This window comes from Streptosporangium roseum DSM 43021 (assembly GCF_000024865.1).
Lineage (GTDB): Bacteria > Actinomycetota > Actinomycetes > Streptosporangiales > Streptosporangiaceae > Streptosporangium > Streptosporangium roseum.
Genome location: NC_013595.1, coordinates 8,947,702 through 8,963,079 on the forward strand (window position 1 = coordinate 8,947,702; position 15,378 = coordinate 8,963,079).

Annotated in this window: 13 protein-coding genes and 1 pseudogene; 4 read left to right on the plus strand and 10 right to left on the minus strand. The window is 72.4% G+C overall.

Features of this window, described 5'->3' with window-relative positions; translation table 11 throughout:
• Positions 1-21 precede the first annotated feature (21 nt).
• From SROS_RS39155 to SROS_RS39175, 5 genes are all read right to left on the minus strand, one after another.
• Positions 22-1,584, minus strand: coding sequence for a flavin monoamine oxidase family protein (locus tag SROS_RS39155; RefSeq protein ID WP_012894504.1), 1,563 nt, complete (start codon positions 1,582-1,584; stop codon positions 22-24).
• 5 nt (positions 1,585-1,589) lie between these two features.
• Entirely contained in the window at positions 1,590-2,432 is an 843-nt protein-coding gene (locus SROS_RS39160; protein WP_012894505.1) for a M55 family metallopeptidase, read from the minus strand.
• Positions 2,429-3,652, minus strand: coding sequence for a DUF6395 domain-containing protein (locus SROS_RS39165; protein WP_012894506.1), 1,224 nt, complete (start codon positions 3,650-3,652; stop codon positions 2,429-2,431). The genes SROS_RS39160 and SROS_RS39165 overlap by 4 nt, the downstream gene beginning before the upstream one ends.
• Positions 3,649-4,062 carry a hypothetical protein gene (locus tag SROS_RS39170; protein WP_174435274.1) on the minus strand — a complete coding sequence of 138 codons (414 nt, stop codon included), beginning with the start codon at positions 4,060-4,062 and terminating at the stop codon, positions 3,649-3,651. The genes SROS_RS39165 and SROS_RS39170 overlap by 4 nt, the downstream gene beginning before the upstream one ends.
• Before the next feature lie 229 nt (positions 4,063-4,291).
• Positions 4,292-5,065 carry an enoyl-CoA hydratase/isomerase family protein gene (locus SROS_RS39175; protein WP_012894508.1) on the minus strand — a complete coding sequence of 258 codons (774 nt, stop codon included), beginning with the start codon at positions 5,063-5,065 and terminating at the stop codon, positions 4,292-4,294.
• A gap of 322 nt (positions 5,066-5,387) precedes the next feature.
• Between SROS_RS39175 and rsgA the strand changes: the two genes are divergently transcribed.
• From rsgA to SROS_RS53545, 4 genes and pseudogenes are all read left to right on the plus strand, one after another.
• Entirely contained in the window at positions 5,388-6,470 is a 1,083-nt protein-coding gene (gene rsgA, locus SROS_RS39180; protein WP_012894509.1) for a ribosome small subunit-dependent GTPase A, read from the plus strand.
• Positions 6,467-7,111 (plus strand): annotated as a pseudogene (locus SROS_RS53535) (class I SAM-dependent methyltransferase); the annotation flags it as partial. The gene rsgA and the pseudogene SROS_RS53535, both read left to right, overlap by 4 nt.
• 237 nt (positions 7,112-7,348) lie before the next feature.
• Positions 7,349-7,861, plus strand: a complete 513-nt coding sequence (locus SROS_RS53540) for a GNAT family N-acetyltransferase (protein WP_245564788.1) — start codon at positions 7,349-7,351, stop codon at positions 7,859-7,861.
• A 182-nt stretch (positions 7,862-8,043) separates the two neighbouring features.
• A complete protein-coding gene (locus SROS_RS53545) occupies positions 8,044-8,202 on the plus strand; it encodes a hypothetical protein (protein ID WP_245564441.1) in 159 nt (52 codons plus the stop codon).
• Between the two features lie 7 nt (positions 8,203-8,209).
• Here the strand turns inward: SROS_RS53545 and SROS_RS39190 are convergent, their stop codons facing one another.
• From SROS_RS39190 to SROS_RS39210, 5 genes are all read right to left on the minus strand, one after another.
• Positions 8,210-9,316, minus strand: coding sequence for a glycosyltransferase family 4 protein (locus tag SROS_RS39190; RefSeq protein WP_012894511.1), 1,107 nt, complete (start codon positions 9,314-9,316; stop codon positions 8,210-8,212).
• Between the two features lie 234 nt (positions 9,317-9,550).
• Positions 9,551-11,671 carry an amylo-alpha-1,6-glucosidase gene (locus SROS_RS39195; RefSeq protein ID WP_012894512.1) on the minus strand — a complete coding sequence of 707 codons (2,121 nt, stop codon included), beginning with the start codon at positions 11,669-11,671 and terminating at the stop codon, positions 9,551-9,553.
• 165 nt (positions 11,672-11,836) lie between these two features.
• Complete coding sequence (locus tag SROS_RS39200) at positions 11,837-12,838, minus strand: ABC transporter ATP-binding protein (protein WP_012894513.1); 1,002 nt, start codon at positions 12,836-12,838, stop codon at positions 11,837-11,839.
• Positions 12,835-14,343 (minus strand): ABC transporter permease, encoded by a 1,509-nt coding sequence (locus SROS_RS39205; RefSeq protein ID WP_012894514.1) that lies wholly within the window; start codon positions 14,341-14,343, stop codon positions 12,835-12,837. The genes SROS_RS39200 and SROS_RS39205 overlap by 4 nt, the downstream gene beginning before the upstream one ends.
• A complete protein-coding gene (locus tag SROS_RS39210) occupies positions 14,344-15,366 on the minus strand; it encodes an iron ABC transporter substrate-binding protein (protein WP_012894515.1) in 1,023 nt (340 codons plus the stop codon). It lies immediately after the preceding gene.
• Positions 15,367-15,378: the final 12 nt, after the last annotated feature.

Consider the following 15,378-nt stretch of genomic DNA (forward strand, 5'->3'; position numbering starts at 1 on the left):
CTTTACGGCCGCGCGGAGGGCTCAGGACGTCGTCTGCAGAACCCGCCCGTGCAGCTCGGTGACGGCCTTCCTGGCCGACTCCATGGCCCCGGCCTGCCAGGCGATCAGATGGGTGAGCCAGTCGCCCGCGAAGTAGACCCGGCCCGCCGGGCGCTGCAGGAGGGTGAAGGCGCCCTGGTGGGAGGGCCAGTAGACCCAGCCGCCCTCGATGTGCGGCTGGCGCTGCCAGGCGATCGAGACGCTGGAACGGAGCTCGGCGCGGTATTTCTCACCGTGGATCTTCTTGCCCTGGGTGAGGGCGCGGCCCCGGCGGTCCCGGTGGGGCAGCCCGCCGTACAGCTCGGCGTTCTCCTCGGTGTTGTAGTAACCGACGACCAGGCCGCTCCTGGAGTGGTAGCCGTGGGAGGGGTACCAGATGTGGGTGATGTCCAGGTCGGTCTCGGTGATCCCGCCGTAGATGCGGTCGTCGATCTCCCACCAGCGCCTGCCGTACTCCAGGCCGATCTTGCCTGCGGCGACCGGGACGGGGGTGCGGAGCGCGGCGGTGATCGGGGCGCCCAGGTTGTGCGGGAGGCGGGCGAGCAGGTGGGGCGGCAGGGTGGCGATGCAGTAGTCGGCGCGGAGCGTGCCGCCCTGGTAGGCGACCTCGACGCCGTCGGGCAGGTTCTTCACGCCGGTGACCCGGGCACCCGTCCTGATCCGGTCGCGGCCGACCGCCCCGGCGAGCGCGGTCACGATCGCGTCCATGCCCCCCACCGGCTGGAACATCGGCATGGCCTGCTCGTAGCCGAAGTCCATCGTGAGCGCCCGGCCCGTGCCGGCCGAGAGCACGTCGCTCAGGGAGGGCGGCGTGCCGGCGGGGACGCCGCCGGTGACGCCGGGGTAGGTCTCGAAGCCGCGGCGGGTGGAACCCCGGTAGGTCAGGTCGGGGCCGATGTCGCCGAAGCGCCGCAGGAACTCCGACAGCCGCTCACGGTCGTCCTTGGTCAGCCGGCGGTTCAGCGCGCCGGCGTGGGTGGCCTTGGCCAGCAGCTCGGCGACGTAGCCGTAGAGGTCCGCCCGTGCCGTGCGCGCCCGCGCCGGGGCCTTCATGCCCCCCGTGTAGACGTAGGCCGACGCGTTGTTGTTGACGAACGTCTCGATGGGCACGCCCAGCTCGCGGCAGTAGTCCAGGGCGACCATCCACTGCGCGATCCGGCCCGGCCCGGCGTTGAAGTAGGTCCCCTCCTCGAACTCCGCCGTCTGGGTCTCCCCGCCCGTCTCGGGCAGCCGGTCCCCGCGGCGCAGCGTGAGGTTCCTGCCCCCGACCCGGTCGGCGGCCTCCAGGACCGTGCAGTCGTATCCGGCCTTGCCCAGCTCGTAGGCGCAGGTCAGCCCGGCGACCCCGGCGCCGAGGATCACCACCTTCGCCGCGGCCCTGCCGCGCAGGGAGAAGTCGGAGGGCTGCGGGGGGACGAAGTCCTTCTCCTGGGCGTCGGGGGCCAGGCCCAGCGCCCCCATGGCCGCGAACATGGCTCCGGCGCCGCCGGCCGCGCCCACGCCGACCAGCAGCGCCCTGCGCGTCATCACTTTGGAGTCACTCATGTGCGTCAGCCGTACACGCCGCTGCCGCAGGCGATCTGGCCGCCGACCATGGAGAAGATGCCCATCAGCGCCATGATCTGGGAGAAGTCGTCGGTGACGAACTCGGTGTGGCGGGGACCCGCCGACCTGACCCCGGGGATGAGCGCGCATCCGGCGGCGATCGCGGTGGAGTTCCACTCGACGCCGAGGGTGAACGGGGGCTCGGGGGCGCACGGGCGGAAGTCCGCGACCCGGTTGAGCGCGCGGGCGGCGGCCTCCCGGATGCGGGCCTGGGCGACGGCGGGCGGCAGGAGCTCGGCGGAGAACCTGTCGACCCCCTTCTTGACCGCGACCGTCTCGACGTCGCCGAGCAGCTCGCGGGCCTCCTCGCAGACGGCCTCGTCGCCGGTCACCAGGGCCACCGGCACGCCGAGCGACCCGGCGAACGACGCCACCAGGCGGGTCTCGCCGCAGACCTCGCCGTTGAGGTAGACGTTCTGGATCTCCTTGCCCATCCAGGTGTGGTTGAGCACCCCGTGCTGGACCCCGGCCCGCGCGTGGTAGCCGGCGAAGCAGGCCGCCCGGTAGCTCGGGTCGAGTCCCTGTCCCATCCGCAGCGGCTTGCCCGGCCCCCGGATCAGCGTGGCCCGCTCGTCGAGCAGATCGATCCTGAGGTTCTTGACCGACCCGTGCGCGTCGTTGACGCGCACGGCCTCGGCCCCGGCGTCGAAGGCGCCCTGGATGACCGCGTTGGCGTCGCCGGTCATCAGCTCGCAGCCGCGCTCGTAACCCCGGCCTCCGGCGTGCATCTCCTCGGGGTCGGTCAGCCCCGTGACGCCTTCCATGTCCACCGAGACATATACCTTCACGACATCCCCCACGTCTCGACGCGGCGTGCCTCGTCGTCGCTCATGAACCCGACCTCTCCCGCGACGAAGTCGCGGACCTGCCCGCGCCACGGCTCGGGGATCTCCTCGATCGCGGGCGGGTAGCAGCGGTCCAGCCAGGCCGTCGACTCCTCGGTCGCGCCCAGGAAGCCCGCGGCCCTGCCGAAAAGCGTGTCCTCGATGCCGGGCACCCGCGCGCAGCCGTACTCGATCATCTCCTGCCCGCCGTACGGCGGGGGCTCCTGCCACTTGCGCGCGACCGGCCGGCCCGGAGCGACCGTGGTGCGCAGCGGGCGGCGTTCGACGGCGGCCTGGATGAGCTCCTTGTAGAGGCACTTGCCGCAGGTGCCGCAGGGGCCGTTCACCCCGCGCAGGCACCAGCGGACCTGCTCGCGCAGGTCCGACTCCAGGGCCAGGCGCATGGTGACGGCCTCGCTCACCCCGCCGACCGGGAGCACGATGTGCAGTCCCGCCGCGGCGAAGGCCCGGCCCCAGGCGCCGTGCGGGGACCACATCAGGTTGTCGGGGGTGTAGCGGAGCAGGTAGCGGTCCCCGCCCAGCCAGCGCGAGCCCAGCTCGTAGCCGAAGGCGAGGCCGCCCAGGTCGAGCTCGTCGGCCAGCAGCAGCGCCCCGGCCGCCACCGCGTGGTGCTCGGGGTAGCCGGGCCGGGGCTCGGCGAGCGTGAACTCCAGGTCGGAGCGGACGACGGTGAGCTCGCGGCCGGTCTGCGCGGCCAGCGAGGCCAGCACGTCGGCGCGGTAGTGGGTCCAGCGGTTGGGCACGCGCGGGTGGGAGACCCGCTGGAAGTGGACGAACGGCGCGTCGGGCAGCATCGCGGCCACCGCCGCGGAGTCGGCTCCGCCGCTGTAGGAGATCGCCAGCCTGCCGCCGGACCGCGGCGCCCCGCCGACGGGTCCCGCCTCGATCCCCCAGCCCGACTGGATCGCCGCGGCGAACTCCGGCGAGACCGGCCGGTCGAAGACGATCGCGCGCCGCGTCCACGGCGCGACGACGGTCCACGCGGCGAGGGCCAGCAGGTCGGGGTGGATGTCGTACGGCTCGCGCGGCAGCTCGACCCTGCAGGAGTTCGTGGCCAGTCTCAGGGGCTGGCCGTCGGCGCAGAACCCGGTGATCTCGTCCTCGGGGTCCAGCCGGAAGGTGAGACGCCGGACGCCGCCGTCCGCCGCCCAGGTGACCCTCACGCGGGCCCCCCGGAGGAGCGCTCCGGGCCCGGGGAGGACGCGCCGCCGGGCAGGCGGTCCACGGCCTGCCCGGGGGAGCGGTCCGGGCCCGGAGAGGGCAGGCGGTCCACGGCCTGCCAGAGCAGCACCTCGTTCTGGAGCACCCCGTCCATCGCGACCGCGGTCTCCTGGGCCAGGCGATGGGCGTCGTCCCAGCGCCTGGCCTGGGCCTGGTCCACGCCGGCCTTGGCGACCTGCGCCCGGAGCCTGTCGATCTCGGTCCGCAGCCCGGTGACCTCCCGGCCCAGCGTCTGGACCTCCCGGAGCGTGTCCTCGATGTCCTGACGGTGATCGGTCAGGGAGATGTATCGGGAGTCGAACCACCTGCGCACCGCCCGCCGGAGCGGGGCGGGCATCAGAGCACGCTTCACCAACCGAACCATAGTCTGGCACGATACCGGCAAAGCTTGATCTACCAGGACGGTCCCACCGACATCCGGATCTCCGATCCGGCGCGGGTGTCACCGCCTCTCCGGACCGGCGCAAGTGTCATCGCGTCTCCGGGCCGGAGCGGGTGTCACCGCCTCTCCGGCCCGGACCCGCGCGGACGTCACCGCGCCTCCGGGCCGGCGCGGGTGTCACCGCCTTCCGGGACGCGCGTCAGCGGCCGGTGAACTTCGCCTGGGACTTCTCCGCGAAGGCGCGCATGCCGATCTTGGCGTCCTCGGTGGCGAACAGCGCCGAGAACTGCAGGCGCTCCATCTCCAGGCCGCTGTTCAGGTCCACCTCCAGGCCGCGGTCGACGGCCTGCTTGGCGGCGCGCAGCGCCAGGGCCGGGCCGCCGGCGAACGTGGCGGCGTAGGCGAGCGCCTCGGTGTAGACGTCGGCGTCGGGGACGACCCGGTCGACCAGCCCGATCTGCAGCGCCTCGGCGGCCGGCACGTGACGGCCGGTGAAGATGAGGTCCTTGGCCCTGGCGGGGCCGACCAGCCGGGGCAGGCGCTGGGTGCCGCCCGCCCCGGGGATGATGCCGAGCAGGATCTCCGGCTGGCCGAGCCTGGCCGACTCACCCGCGATGCGGATGTCGGCGCACAGGGCGAGCTCGCAGCCGCCGCCCAGGGCGTAGCCGGTCACGGCGGCGATGACCGGCTTGCCGATCTCCGCGACGGCGGTGAAGCAGTCCTGCAGCACCGCGGAGTGCGCCGCCATGTCCGCGTAGGACATGTCGGCCATCTCCTTGATGTCGGCGCCGGCGGCGAAGACCCGCTCCCCGCCGTAGAGGACCACGGCGTGGACGCCGGGGTCGGCGTCCACCTGCCGGGCGCAGGCCGCGATCTCCTCCTGCACCTGCCGGTTGAGCGCGTTCATCTTCGGCCGGTCCAGCCTGATCGTCGCGATCCCCTCGGCCGTCTCCACCCGTACGAACTCACCCATGGCCGTCCCTCCGCCGAAAATGCCGTCACCCCAACATAGGGTGCCTGGACGCGAAGTTCTTGACCCTCCGGCGCGGGAACCCGTGACAGGCATCCCGCCGGGAGTGCTAGGCTACTGATCGTTTGGTGTCGGATTTCCGGATGAGAGGGAGGTGAGGTTTGATGACCGCGGTGAAGACCGCTGCTGTGTGCAGCGCCCGGACATTCCTCACGTCCCGGGCCCCGGTCTGACCCACTTCTTCCCCTCGCCGTAGCCGTCCGGCTTACGAGGCAAGGGTGATGTCTGCGTCTCGTCGGGGCCCCTTCCCGCAAGGTGTCTCACGTTGCCAAACCTCTTCACCGATCCATCCGACGCCGGCCTGTCCCGGTACGGATGGACGGAAACACTCGACAACGCCTTCGTCGAACACCGCGAGGCCGGCCTGGTACCGGCCCGGATCGCACGGGTGGATCGCGGCCTGTGTGACGCGGTCACCGAGTCCGGCCCGGTGCGGGCCGCCCTCACGGCGCTGTACTCCCCCGACCCGCTCCTGGCGCCCTGCACCGGCGACTGGGCCGCACTGCGCTGGGGCCGCGAGCCGGAACTGGTGGCCCTGCTACCGCGTCGTAGCGCGATCGTGCGCTCGTCGGCGTCACGCACCTCCCACGCGCAGGTGCTGGCCGCCAACGTCGACACCGTCGTCCTCGCCGTCTCACTGACCACTCCGCTGGACGCGGCCCGGCTGGAGCGGCTGCTGGCCCTGGCGTGGGACAGCGGCGCCAGGCCGCTGATCGTCTTGACCAAGGCAGATCTGGCCGCCGACGCCGCCGCCGTGCACGCCGAAACGAGCACGCTGGCACCGGGCGTGGACATCCTGATCACCAGCGCGGCCACCGGTCAGAACATCGATGTGCTGACCGCGCTGCTGAGCGGCACAACGGTCCTGCTCGGATCCTCCGGCGCGGGCAAGTCCAGACTCGGCAACGCGCTGCTCGGCGACGAGCTTCTGGCCACCGGCGAGGTACGGGCGCAGGACGGCAAGGGCCGCCACACCACCGTCCGCCGCGAACTGGTTCCCCTTCCCGGTGGCGGTGTCCTCATCGACACGCCCGGCCTGCGCGGGATCAGCCTGTACGACGCCGCCGACGGCCTGGAACAGGTCTTCGCCGAGATCGAACGCCTCGCCCAGGACTGCCGCTTCGGCGACTGCTCCCACGACACCGAACCAGGTTGCGCGGTTCAGGCCGCCATCCAGGCGGGCGAGCTGACCGAGCGCCGTCTGGGCAACTACCGCAAGCTGCAACGCGAGAACGCGTGGGCGGCCTCGCGCACCGATGCCCGGCTACGTGGCGAACGCACCAACCAGCAGAAGGCCATCACCAGCCATCTGCGCGCCACCTACAAGTTCAGGGACCAGCAGTCATGACCGACCGCATCCCGCCGACGCAGCCCCACCCGCCGGCCGAGTGCGGCCCCGGGCCGGACCGTTCCCCGCAAGGAACAGCCACCGCCGCGAGCGACGCCCCGCACGACGCGATCACCGACCCCGTCGTGACGGCGCTCTTCGCCCTGCACCACGGCCTGCCCCGCCAGGGTCCCGGCTCCGACGCGACCACCCGCCGCCTGCTCGCCCTGACCGGACCGCTTCCACCGCGTCCGCGCGTGCTGGACATCGGCTGCGGGCCAGGCCGCGCCTCGCTGCTACTGGCCCTGGAGGCCGCCGCCGAGGTCACCGCGATCGACCTGCACCAGCCGTTCCTCGACGAGCTGACGCGAGCCGCCGCCGCCCGCGGCGTCGGCCACGCCATCCGCACGATCCGGGCGTCGATGGCGGATCTGCCCTTCCCCAGTGAGAGCTTCGACTTGATCTGGGCTGAAGGATCCGCCTACCACATCGGCTTCGACACCGCGCTGCGCTCCTGGCAGCGGCTGCTCGCCCCCGGCGGCACGCTGGTCGTCACCGAATGCGAATGGACCACCGATTCCCCGTCCGCCGAAGTGCGGGCGTTCTGGGACCGGCACTACCGGCTGCGCACCCAAGACCAGAACGTCGCCGCGGCCCGCGGCGCCGGATATGCCGTCGCCGCGCTGCACCCACTCCCCGACAGCGACTGGTTCGAGGAGTACTACACGCCGCTGTCGCAACGAGCCCACACGGCCGACCTGACCGTGGCCGGGATGCGCGAAGCGGTCGCGGCCGCCCGGCAAGAGATCAACATGCGCCACGAACACGGCACGGACTACCAGTACACCGGCTACGTCCTGCGCCCCCAGGCAAACACAGAAACGGACTCGAATACCCCCATGGCCACTTCCTGGATCACCCGCCCTGAGACCGCTGCCGACCTCGCCCAGATCCGCGAGGTCAACCTCGCGGCCTTCCCCACCTCGCACGAGGCCGACCTGGTCGAGGCCCTGCGCGCCGACCGGCAGGCGTGGATCCCCAGCCTGTCCTGGGTCGCCGAGGCGCCCGACGGCTCCATCGCCGGATTCGCGCTGCTCACCCGCTGCCACGTCGACGGCTCTCCGGCGCTCACCCTGGGCCCGTGCGCGGTACGGCCCGAGCACCAGCAGCGCGGCGCCGGTTCCGCCGCCATCCGCGCCGCCCTCGACGCCGCCCGTGAGCAGGGCGAGAACCTCGTGCTTGTGCTCGGCCACGCCGACTACTACCCGCGTTTCGGCTTCACCCCGGCCTCCGGCCATTCCATCCGGCCCCCCTTCGACGTCGAGGACAAGTACATGATGGCGCTCGTCCTCGACCCCGCCGTGCCCGTGCCGCCCGGCACCATCCGCTACCCGGCCGCGTTCGGCGTCTGATCCAGGACCTCCGGGGAGGAGACCGCGGCCGTCCCCGGGCCACAGCCGCCGGGCAGACGGTCCTGATGCCGCACGTACCCGGACGGCCCTGAGGTGGGCGGCCTGCCAGCGGTGGAGACCCGATCGCCGGCAGGCCGCCCGGGTTTGCGTTCGAGCGCGCTCGAAGCCATAGCGTTCCCGCCGTGACGACACAGACCTGGATCATCACTGGCGCGTCCCGCGGTTTCGGGCGCGCGCTGGCGGAGTCGGCGCTCGCGGCGGGCGACCACGTCGTGGCGGCGGAAGCAGCCGGCCCGACGGGGGCGTCCCAGGAAATCGATCACCCGTCCAGGCTTCGGTGACGGGCCATCAGTTGGCGGGCAGTGCCAGGCTCATGCTTCCCTCCGTGGGGTCGGCGAGACCGCTGATCACCCGGCGGTAGATCTTCTCGTACTCCGCGGTCATCACCTCGGCGTCGAAGCGGCTCCGCACGTGCGCGCGGCAGGCGTGCGGGTCGAGCGTGCCGGCCGCCTCGACGGCCTCGGGCAGCTCCCCGGCATGGCTCCGGACGAACCCGGTGACCCCGTCCACGACCACCTCGGGCACGGCCCCCCGGTCGAGGGCGACCACGGGGGTGCCGCACGCCATGGCCTCGATCATGACCATGCCGAACGGCTCCTCCCAGGTGATCGGGAAGACCAGGCAGCGGGCCGCCGACAGCAGCTCGCGCTTGCGGGAGGCGTCGGCCTCGCCGACATACTCGGCGTCGGGGCCGAGCCGGGGCCTGATGTGCTCCTCGAAGTAGTCGTGCTCCATCTGCTCGGTGAGCTTGCCCGCGAGCAGGATCCGCCGTCCGGCCTCCCGGGCGACGTCGATGGCCAGATGCGCGCCCTTGTCCTCGTTGAACCTGCCCAGCCACAGCACCCAGTCCTCCTTGTCCTCCCGGAAGGGGAAGGAGTCCGTCTCGACGGCGTTGTAGACCACTCCGGCCCAGTTCAGGTCCGGGGCGATCCGCCGCTGGGCCTCGGAGATGCCGACCATCGACACGGTGTCGTAGAGCACCCGGTAGTACTCGCCGAGCTCGCCGTCCACCTCCCCGTGACAGGTGACAAGGGTCGGTACGCTCCGCGCGGCCGCGGTCAGCGGCCCGGCCAGCGAATGGTCGTGGACGATGTCGGCGTCGAGGCCGGAGACGATGTCGTGCGCCATGGCCGCGTGCAGCACCTCGGGCATCGACTCGCCGATCCGCGCGGAGGGCGCCGGGACGTAGGTGGGCAGGAACCGCGCGGACGTCCCGGCCCGGCCCGCCCCGATGAGGGTGACGTCGTGCCCGCGCCGGGACAGGCCGGCGACGAGCTCGGCCATCATCGACTCGATGCCTCCGTACCCGTGGGGCGGTACGTCGTACCAGGGGGGAGCGATCATCACGATGCGCAACCCGTCGCGCCATCCGGAAACGCCTGCTTCAGCGATCATGTCAACCTCACCTATGGCCGTGCGGCCTGCCTGGAACGTCCGAGCTAACCGAGCAAGGGGGGCAGGGGATGCGACGGCCGGGAGAGGCCGTGGGTGTCAGGAGACCCGGATGTCGGACCCGGGGCTCAGGAGACGTGGGTGTCAGGAGACCCGGATGTCGGACCCGGGGCTCAGGAGACGTGGGTGTCAGGAGACCCGGGTGTCGGGAGACCCGGGGCTCGGGAGGCGTGGGCGTCAGGAGACCCGGTGGAGGGCCGCCCTCATGGGATGGCGTGGTTCGGAGTGCACGGTGATCCCCTCGGGCACCCCGGTGACGGAGACGCCGCCGTCGGCGACCTCAAGGTCGATCCGGGCCCCGGCGATCGGGATCCCGGTGATCCGCAGGTTGTCCAGCCCGACGGGAGCCACCCAGATCTGGCCGCGCGGGACCCACGGGTCGAAGCGGAGCAGGGAGCGGACGAGCTGGATGGGGGTCGCGGCGGCCCAGGCCTGCGGGGAGCAGGAGGTGGGATAGGGCACCGGCCAGGCGAACTCGTCCCTGCCGAACCCGCAGAACAGCTCCGGCAGCCGCCAGCCGAAGACCTCGGCCGCCTCCAGCAGGCCGAACGCGATGCGCCGCGCCTCCTCCGTGAAGCCGTAGCGCATCAGACCGGCGGCGATGATGGCGTTGTCGTGCGGCCAGACCGAGCCGTTGTGGTAGCTCATCGGGTTGTAGGCACCCATGCCGGAGGCCAGGGTGCGCACGCCGTACCCGGTGAACATCTCCGGTGAGAGCAGGTGCGCGGCGACGGCCTCGGCCTTGTCCTCGTCGACGATGCCGGTCCACAGGCAGTGCCCCATGTTGGAGGCGAGGCTGTCGATGGGGCGTCCCCTGCCGTCGAGGCCGATGGCGTAGTACCCCCGGTCGGACAGCCAGAAGCGCTCGTTGAACGCCTCCCGGATCCGCGTCGCCTGGTCGGCCCAGTGCTCCTCCAGCCCCTGGTCACCGGCCTCGTGGGCGAAGTGGGCGCGCGCGGTGTAGGCGGCGTAGACGTATCCCTGGACCTCGGCCAGCGCGATGGGCGGGCGGGCCAGCGCGCCGTCGGCGAAGTTGACGCCGTCGAAGGAGTCCTTCCAGCCCTGGTTGACCAGGCCGTGGTCGGTCTTGCGGCGGTAGAACAGGAACGGGTCGGCCGACCGGGTTATCCAGGCGAGGGCGTCGTCGACGTTCGGCATCAGCTCCTCGACCGCCTCCCCGTGCACTCCCCACCGGCGCAGCTCGCCCAGGAGCATCACGAACAGCGGGGTGGAGTCGACCGAGCCGTAGTAGGCGAGGCCGCCGTGCGGCGAGGCGCCGGTCTGCACGCCGAAGCGGAGCTCGTGCAGGATCTTCCCGGGCTCCTCCTCGGTGAGCGGGTCGTCGATCCTGCCCTGCAGCCGGGCCAGGCGGCGGACGGTGCCGAGCGCCAGGGTCTGGTCCAGCGGCAGCGCCATCCACGAGGTCAGCAGCGAGTCGCGGCCGAACAGGGTCATGAACCACGGCGCGCCCGCGGCGATGCTGGGTGGTTCGTCGGGTCTGTCGGGCTCGAACAGCCGCAGCGCCCCGAGGTCCTCCCTGGAGCGGTGCAGGACCTGGGAGAGGGTGCGGTCGGGAGTGCTGAGGCTGGGGCTGAGGCGCGCCCAGTCGGCGCGGCGCCTGGCGGGTTCGGCGTGCTCCACCGGGTGGTGGGTGGAGAACCAGGCGGGCGACTCCTCCCCCTCCAGGATCGGGTTGACCTGCAGGCTGACGGTCCATTCGCCGCGCGCGGGCACGACGACCCGGAAGATGAGCATGCCCGGTACGGCGAACGGCGTGGGCTCGCCCACCACCCGGGCGCCGCGCGAGCGGCTGGCGGAGAAGACCAGCAGGCCCGACCTGTCGGGGGTCATCTCCACGTCGGGCACGTAGCGGACCCGGCCGGCCTTCACCTCGAACAGGTCGGCCACGTCCGAGCTGACGTGGATGTCGACCACGCATCCGGCCGGTTCGTCGGACAGGTTGCGCAGGGTCAGGTCCTCGCGGAGGCCGCCCCCGACGTAGCGGTCCCTGATCACCAGCAGGCTGCTCTCCGCCCGCCCCGGCCGCGGCCCCGCCCGGCCGACGAACGTCGCGTGGTACGGCTCGCCCGTGAGCACCCGGAGAGCCTCCACCGGCGCGTCGTCCACCCTCAGCTCCCAGCGCGACAGCAGCCGGGTGTCGGCATGGTAGACGCCCTGCGCCCCTCCTGGCACGATGTCGCCACCGCGCGCGCACACGCAGAAGGACCCGCCCTCCACCAGGGTCACCGTGGTGTCGCCCAGTGCTCCGGGCTGGCCTTCGAACGTCCATCCGTCCACTGTCGTCTCCGGGCTGTCAGTCAGGTCTCGGCTCTGTAGCCATTCCCATCTCAGCGGGGAGAAGAACGCCTCAGGGCGGGCGGAATGCCCACATAGATCGACAAAGTCGCTGGTCACAGCCTCGCAGCGGCAGGAGGGGGGCACTCGGAGAAGACCGGAGGGGGCTCACTCGGGGAAGAACAGCACCGGCCCCTCGACCGTGACGCCCACGCGGTCGCCGGGGCGGTGCGGCACGTCGCCGCGCGTACGGGCCCGGATCATGGTCCCCGGCTCCAGCGCGACCGTGATCGCGGCGTCGTGCCCGAAGAACTCCACCCGCTCGACCAGCCCGCCGACGCCCTCCCCCGGCTCGCGGAGCACGAACTGCTCGGGCCGGAGCGCGACCCGGCCCTTCCCCGCGACCCCGTTGGCCCGCTGCGGCAGGTCGCCGAGCACGCAGGAGGCGACGCCGTGGTCGGCGGTGGCGGCGAGCACCACCGCCTCCCCCACGAACGTGGCCACGCCCAGGTCTCGCGGGGCCGCGTAGACCGAGGCGGGGGTGCCCTCCTGGACGATCCGGCCCTCGCGCATGACCGCGACGGTGTCGGCCATGGACAGCGCCTCCTCCTGGTCGTGCGTGACGAGCACCGCGGTCGCCCCGGCCCGTTTCAGCGCCGCCCGCACCTCGTCGCGGACGCTCACCCGGAGCGAGCGGTCCAGGGCGTTGAACGGCTCGTCCAGCAGGACCACGCCCGGGTGCGGGGCGAGGGCGCGGGCGAGGGCCACCCGCTGCTGCTGGCCGCCGGAGATCTGGTGCGGCATGCGGTCGCCGAACCCGGCCAGGCCGACCAGCTCCAGGCACTCCTCGACACGTTCGGAGGACCCGCGCGGCAGCCCGAAGCCGACGTTGCGCGCCACCGACAGGTGCGGGAAGAGCGCCGCCTCCTGCGGCACGATCCCGACCTTGCGCCGCTCGGGCGGCAGCCCGGACACCTCGCGCTCGCCGATCGCCACCGACCCCGAGTCGAGGCTCTCGAAACCCGCGACGATGCGCAGCAGCGTGGTCTTGCCGCAGCCGGACGGGCCGAGCACCGCGGCGAGGTCGCCCTCCTCCACGGTCAGCGACGCGCCGCGCAGCACCTGCGTGCCGCCGAAGGCCTTGGTCACGTCCGTGACGGTCAGTCTCAAGACGTCTCCTTGAGGGATCGGCGGCCCAGGAGGAAACCGGGGACGGCCGCCAGAAGCATGAGCAGGGCGGCGTACGGCGCGGCGGCGGCGTAGGCGCCCGAACCGGTCTCCGCCCACAGCTGGGTCGCGAGGGTCTCCATGCCGGTCGGCCGGAGCAGCAGGGTGGCGGGCAGTTCCTTCATCGCGGTGAGGAACACCAGAGCGGCCCCCGCGAGCACGCCGGGCAGGGCGAGCGGGAGGGTGACGGCGCGGACGGCCTGCAGCGGGGTGCGGCCCAGCGACCGGGCGACCTCCTCCAGCACCGGCGGCGACTGGAGGACCGAGGCCCGCACCGCGCCGACCGCGGCGGGCATGAACAGCACGGCGTAGGCGACCACCAGCAGCGGGGAGCGCTGGTAGACGGCCGGGACGTAGCGCACGGCGAAGAACACCAACGACAGCGCCATGACGATGCCGGGCAGCGAATGCCCCACGTAGGTGGACTGCTCCAGGAAGGTCGCCGTACGGCCGCGGTAACGCGCCGCGATGATCCCGACCGGTACGGCCAGCGCCGTGGTGAGCAGCGCGCCCGCCGCCGCGACGCCCAGCGTGGCGCCCACCGCCCCGGACAGCTCTCCCAGGTCGACCCTGGCCGAGGAGCCGTTGAGCAGCCAGTAGCCGATGCCGGCCAGGGGGAAGCCGACCGCGAGGCCGGCGAGCGCGGTGGCCCAGGCCAGCGCGAACGCCCTGGTCCCTGCGCGCAGCCGGATGACCGGGGGCCTGCGCGCCGGGTTGCCCCGCATGGCGTAGGAGGCCCTGCCCCGGCTGCGGGACTCCGCCACCACGATCAGGAGTGTGATCAGCACCAGCAGCAGCCCGAGCACCGCCGCCGGGGTGCGGTTGAAGCCCGCCCGGTAGGAGGTGTAGATCTGCGTGGTGAACACGTCGAAGCGCATGATCGCCACCGCACCGAACTCGGCGAGCACGTACATCGCGACCAGTAGCGCCCCCGCCGCGGCCGAGGGCCGTAGCTGGCGGAGGACGACGCCGGACCGGCCGCGCCCCAGGGAGAGCGCGACCTCCTCCGTCGCCGGATCCATCCTGCTGAGCGCGGCGGCCACCGGAAGGTAGACGTAGGGGTAGCTGCAGAGCGTGAGCACCAGCACCGACCCGGTGAAACCCTCCAGGTCGACCGCGGCCACCCACGTGTAGGCGGCGACGTAGGACGGCACGGCGAGCGGCAGCGCGGCCAGGATGCCGAAGAAGCCGCGTCCCGGCAGGTCGCTCCTGATCACCAGCCAGGCCAGCGAGATCCCGATGGCCACGCACAGCGCGGTCACCACGGCCGCCAGTCCCAGGCTGCGCAGGGCCAGCTCCAGCGTCCTGGCCCGCAGCAGCGTCCTGGCCACGCCGTCGAGGCCGCCCTCGGCCGAGCGCACCACCAGGTAGCCCACCGGCAGCAGCGCCAGCGCCGCCGTCACGGCGGCGGGCGTCAGCAGTCCCGCGGGGATCCGGCGGACCGACATCTAGACCAGGCCCACGTCTTGCAGCATGGTGATGGTCTGCTCCAGCGAGTCGAGCTTGGACAGGTCCACCTCGGGGCCCTTGAGCGAGTCGAACGGGGGCAGCCCGGGGGCGGCCGGCACCCCGGTGATGAGCGGATACTCCTTGGTGGTGTCGGCGAAGTACTTCTGGGCGTCGGCGCCGAGGAGGTAGTCCATCGCCTTCCTGGCGGCCTCGCCGTGCTCGGTGCCCTTCAGCATGCCCACGCCCGCCACGTTGACCAGTGCCCCCGGGTCGCCGCCCGGCAGGTAGGCGAGCTTGGACGGCACGCCGTTCGGCCCGTTCTCGGCCACCTTCTCGTACCAGTAGTAGTGGTTGATCAGGCCGAGCTGGAGCTTGCCGTCGTCCACGGCGTTGAGGATCTCCACGTTGTTCGGGTAGGACCTGGTGCCGTTGGCCTTCATCGCCTCGAGCCACTGCCTGGCCCTGTCCTCGCCGGCGACCACCCGCAGCGCGGTGACGAAGGACTGGAACGACGCGTTGGTCGGGGACCAGCCGACCTTGTCCTTCCACTTGGGGCCGGTCAGCTCGAAGACGCTCTTGGGCGGGGCGGCGACCGTGCGGGGGTCGTAGACGATGACGCGGGAGCGGCCGGAGACCCCCACCCACGTCCCCTCCGAGCCGCGGTATCTGGCCGCGACCCGGTCCAGCAGCTCCGGGGGCACCGGCGCGAGCATCCGGTGCTTGCTCAGCGCCCCGAGCGCCCCGGCGTCCTGGGAGAAGAACACGTCCGCCCGGCTGTCCGCGCCCTCTTCGAGGATCTGCGCGGCCAGCTCCGCGCTATCGCCGTAGCGGACCTGGACGTCCAGGCCGGTGGCGGTCCTCAGCTTGTCGATCAGCGGGCCGACGAGGTTCTTGTTGCGCCCCGAGTAGATCACCAGGGAGTCGTCGCCGAAGCTCTGACCGTCTCCGCCGTCGCCGCCGCAGGCGGACGCGAGCAGCGCCAGTGGGACGAGAGCGGTGGCGACCAGCTTACGCAGCGACATGGGAGTTCTTCC